General features: G+C 65.6%; 5 protein-coding genes. 4 read left to right on the top strand and 1 reads right to left on the bottom strand.

Going from position 1 to position 3,967, the window contains the following annotated elements; translation table 11 throughout:
* Positions 1-280, bottom strand: a 280-nt coding sequence (locus QT222_RS04935) for a hypothetical protein (protein WP_491476497.1), incomplete at its 3' end; no start/stop codon positions are given.
* 220 nt (positions 281-500) lie between these two features.
* On the opposite strand from QT222_RS04935, the gene hemC reads away from it, so the two are divergent.
* The 4 genes from hemC to QT222_RS04915 all read left to right on the top strand — a co-directional run.
* On the top strand, positions 501-1,598 hold the full coding sequence (gene hemC, locus QT222_RS04930; RefSeq protein WP_004058662.1) for a hydroxymethylbilane synthase: 1,098 nt from the start codon (positions 501-503) through the stop codon (positions 1,596-1,598).
* Between the two features lies 1 nt (position 1,599).
* Positions 1,600-2,457, top strand: a complete 858-nt coding sequence (gene cobA, locus QT222_RS04925; RefSeq protein ID WP_004058663.1) for a uroporphyrinogen-III C-methyltransferase — start codon at positions 1,600-1,602, stop codon at positions 2,455-2,457.
* Entirely contained in the window at positions 2,454-3,197 is a 744-nt protein-coding gene (locus QT222_RS04920; RefSeq protein WP_004058664.1) for a uroporphyrinogen-III synthase, read from the top strand. Before cobA ends, QT222_RS04920 begins: the two co-directional genes overlap by 4 nt.
* A 65-nt stretch (positions 3,198-3,262) precedes the next feature.
* On the top strand, positions 3,263-3,967 hold a 705-nt coding region (locus QT222_RS04915; RefSeq protein ID WP_491476498.1), incomplete at its 3' end, for an MFS transporter.

Genomic DNA, 3,967 nt, shown 5'->3' with positions numbered 1-3,967 from the left:
CCCGCAGTTCGAGGAAGGCGAAGAGCGTGACGTAGGTGAGCGTCGTTACGAGTCCGACCAGCCACACCCGGACGACGAGACGGAGTCGAAGCGGGCGGAGCCAAAGCAGGACGAAACCCACCGCGCCCGCGAGTACGAACCCGAGCCACGACGGCGCGTCGAAGCCGAAAAGCGGTAAGAGGTTATCAAGCGGACCGAAAATCGGAAGCAGGCCGAAGAAGAGGAACGCCACGACGACGAAATCTCCGACCTGCCTGACAACCGAATCGAGAGAGGGCATTGGGGACGTTGTTGGAGGCGCGTTGTATCCGTCTTTCTCTCGTGAGGTCGGCAGGGAACAGCACGCTACTCCCGTGTTGGAAACCACACCTCCACCGTGTTGGAAACCCCGCCATTCGCGTGTGGAAAATCATCACGATTTCCCGCGTTCGACGCGTCACGACCCGATTCGGGAGGAACGAACTGGAGGGCTTTTCAACGCGGGGGCCGGACAACAGCATATGACTACACGGACACTTCGCTTGGCGACGCGAGGGTCGGCGCTCGCTCGCGCACAGGCCACGAGTGTACAGGAGGCGCTCGCAGGTCGCAAACTCGACGTCGAACTCGTCGAAGTCGAGACCACGGGCGACCTCATCCAGGACGAACTCATCCACCGACTCGGCAAGACGGGTGCGTTCGTCCACGCGCTCGACGAGCGCGTCCTCGACGGCGAGGTCGATATCGCGGTCCACTCGATGAAGGACATGCCGACCGAGAAGCCCCACGACCTCGTGGTCGCGGGCGTCCCCGAGCGCGCTCCCGCCGGCGACGTGCTCATCACGGCCGAGGGCCACGACATCGACGAACTTCCCGAAGGAGCCGTCGTCGGCACCTCGTCGCTCCGCCGGCAGGCCCAACTGCTCAACTACCGCGACGACATCGAAGTCGAACCGCTCCGCGGTAACATCGACACCCGCATCGAGAAACTGCTCGCCACGCACCTCCAGCGCGAGCACGAAGCTCGCGTCGAAAACGACAAGGAACGACAGGGCAAGCGCGGCAAGACCGACCACGAAGCGGAGTTCGACGAGAGCGCAGACGAGTGGTTCGACGGACTCACCGAACTCGAACGACAGGCGATGGAACGCAAGGTCGAAACCGAATACGACGCCATCGTCCTCGCCGAGGCCGGACTGAAGCGCAGCGGTCTCGACAAGAAAATCAACTACGAGCGACTTCCCCGGACGGATTTCGTCCCCGCACCCGGTCAGGGTGCGATTGCGGTGACCGCATCCGACTCCGAAGTCATCGACCTCGTCAAGGACAAACTCGACCACCCTCGGAGCCGCGTCGAGACCACCGTCGAGCGAACCATCCTCGCCGAACTCGGCGGCGGCTGTATCGCACCGGTCGGCGTCCACGCCCTCCTGCAGGGCGAACACGTCCACGTCGATGTACACGTGCTCGCAACCGACGGCTCGGAGTCCATCAAGACGTCCCGCGACCTGCCGGTTGGGAACCACGCAAACGCCGCCCGCGACTTCGCGGCCGCCCTCCGCGACCGCGGTGCAGGACAGTTAGTCGAAGCCGCCCGGGAAGAGGCCGAGGAGGAGTAAGATGACAGTGGAGGACGAGCAGACGGCAGTAGATGAATCGACAGATGACGCGACCGTCGGAACGGTCCACCTCGTCGGCAGCGGACCGGGTGACCCGGAACTGCTGACGATGAAGGCTGCCCGCCTCATCGACGAGGCGGACGTAGTCCTCCACGACAAGCTTCCCGGCCCGGAGATTCTGCAGATGATTCCGGCCGAAAAGCGCGAAGACGTGGGCAAGCGGGCCGGCGGCGAGTGGACGCCGCAGGAGTACACGAACAACCGGATGGTCGAACTCGCCCGCGAAGGCAAGGAAATCGTCCGCCTGAAGGGCGGCGACCCGTTCGTCTTCGGCCGCGGCGGCGAGGAGATGGAACATCTCGCCGAAAACGGAATCCCGTTCGACATCGTGCCGGGAATCACCTCGGCCGTCGCCGGTCCCGGGTCGGCGGGCATCCCCGTCACCCACCGCGACCACGTCTCGTCGGTCTCGTTCGTCACAGGCCACGAGGACCCGACAAAGGACGAGTCTGCAGTGGACTGGGAAGCACTCGCCGCGACCGGGGGGACGCTCGTCGTCCTCATGGGTGTCGGGAAACTTCCCCTCTACACCGCCGAACTTCGCGATGCGGGAATGGATGGCGACATGCCAGTCGCACTCATCGAACGGGCGACGTGGCCCGATATGCGAGTCGCAACCGGCACGCTCGACACTATCGTCGACGTGCGCGACGAGGGCGAGATTGAGCCACCCGCAATCACCGTCATCGGCGAGGTGGCTGCGACCCGCGACCGCGTGAAGGAGTTCCTCCTCGGTGGCGGCGCTGACGCCATCACCGAACGGATTACAACCGGCGGCGACGTGGAGGAGACCGAATGAGCCAACAAGTCCGCGCGGCCGTCTTCCGACCGGCCGACGACCGAATCGACCGCGCCGTCGAACTCCTCGAATCGCTCGGCGCGACGCCGGTTCCGGACCCGATGCTCGCGGTCGAGCCGACGGATGCGATGCCCGAAGATGGCGACTACGTCATCCTCACGAGCAAGACGGGCGTCGAACTCCTCGACGAGGCTGGCTGGGAACCCGGCGGCTCGGTCCTCTGCTGTATCGGACCTGCGACTGCTGATGCGGCCCGCGGCGCAGGCTGGATAGTCGACCGCGTCCCGGAAGAGTACACCTCGCTCGGACTGGTCGAACACCTCGCTCCCGACGTTGACGGCGCGACAGTCGAAGTCGCTCGGAGCGACCACGGCAGTCAGGAACTCATCGACGGTCTGCGCGAAGCGGGTGCGGAGGTCCACGAGACGGTCCTCTATCGACTCACCCGCCCCAACGGGTCTGGGAAAGCCGCCGAGATGGCTGCCACGGGCAACCTCGAAGCCGCACTCTTCACCTCGTCGCTCACGGTCGAACACCTGCTCGACGCCGCCGAAGAACGGGGTATCCGCGAGAAGGTTATCGCCGGTCTGAACGACGCCATCGTCGGTGCAATCGGTCCGCCGACCCGCGAAACGGCGGAATCACACGGTATCGACGTGACCGTCGTCCCCGACGAAGCGACGTTCGAAGCGCTCGCCTGCGACGTGGTCGAGACGGCCGCGCCGACGTACCACGAGTGACGGGAGACGGCGGAAGCGGGACGGTTTCAGGCACGACCGACGCGAGCTCGACCGATGCGGGTTCGATAGACAGGTCGTGGCAGGCCGTGGGCGCGGTTGCCGGATGGCAGACCGCAGCGAGTCTCTGTTACTACACGATTTTCGCCGCGACCGGGTTGATTCGAACGGAGTTCGGACTCTCCGAGTCGCTGGTCGGCGTTTTCGTGACCGCCGGGTTACTCGGCTACACGCTCGTCTTGTTCCCGAGCGGCGCGGCTGTCGATGGCTACGGCGAAAAACCGGTGATGGTCGTCGGCCTCCTCGCGCTGGCCGTCGCCCTCGTCAGTGTCACGCTTTCCACACCGTCGTACGCGCTGTTGTTGGTGACGGCGGCGCTCCTCGGTGGAGCCTACTCGACCGCGATGCCCGCCTCGAATCGTGGCATCGTCGCGGCCGCGCCCGCCGGGAGCAAGAATCTCGCAATGGGCCTGAAACAGGTCGGCGTCACCGTCGGCAGCGGAGCCTCGTCGCTCATCATCACTGGTATCGCCGTCGTCGCCGCGTGGCAGGTCGGCTTCTGGCTCATCGCCGCCGTCGCGCTCGGCTACGCGCTCGTCTTCGCTGCTCGCTACGACGGAAACCCCGGAACCGGCCGCCTCGAACGCCCGAGACTCGATGGACTGCGCGACAACCGGGCCTACGTCGCGCTCGTCGCCGCCGCTCTCTTCATCGGCGCGTCCATCTTCTCGGTGCTCGGCTCCACCGTTCTCTACGCGCCGGGCGGGGTCAAG

The organism is Haloferax sp. s1 (genome assembly GCF_058382125.1).
This window is presented reverse-complemented; position numbering and strand designations above follow the sequence as displayed.

What these genes read in the sequence shown, in the direction of transcription:
- QT222_RS04920 (WP_004058664.1), top strand. Translation starts at nt 2,454, where the DNA reads ATGAGCCAACAAGTCCGCGCGGCCGTCTTCCGACCGGCCGACGACCGA.
- cobA (WP_004058663.1), top strand. Translation starts at nt 1,600, where the DNA reads ATGACAGTGGAGGACGAGCAGACGGCAGTAGATGAATCGACAGATGAC.
- hemC (WP_004058662.1), top strand. Translation starts at nt 501, where the DNA reads ATGACTACACGGACACTTCGCTTGGCGACGCGAGGGTCGGCGCTCGCT.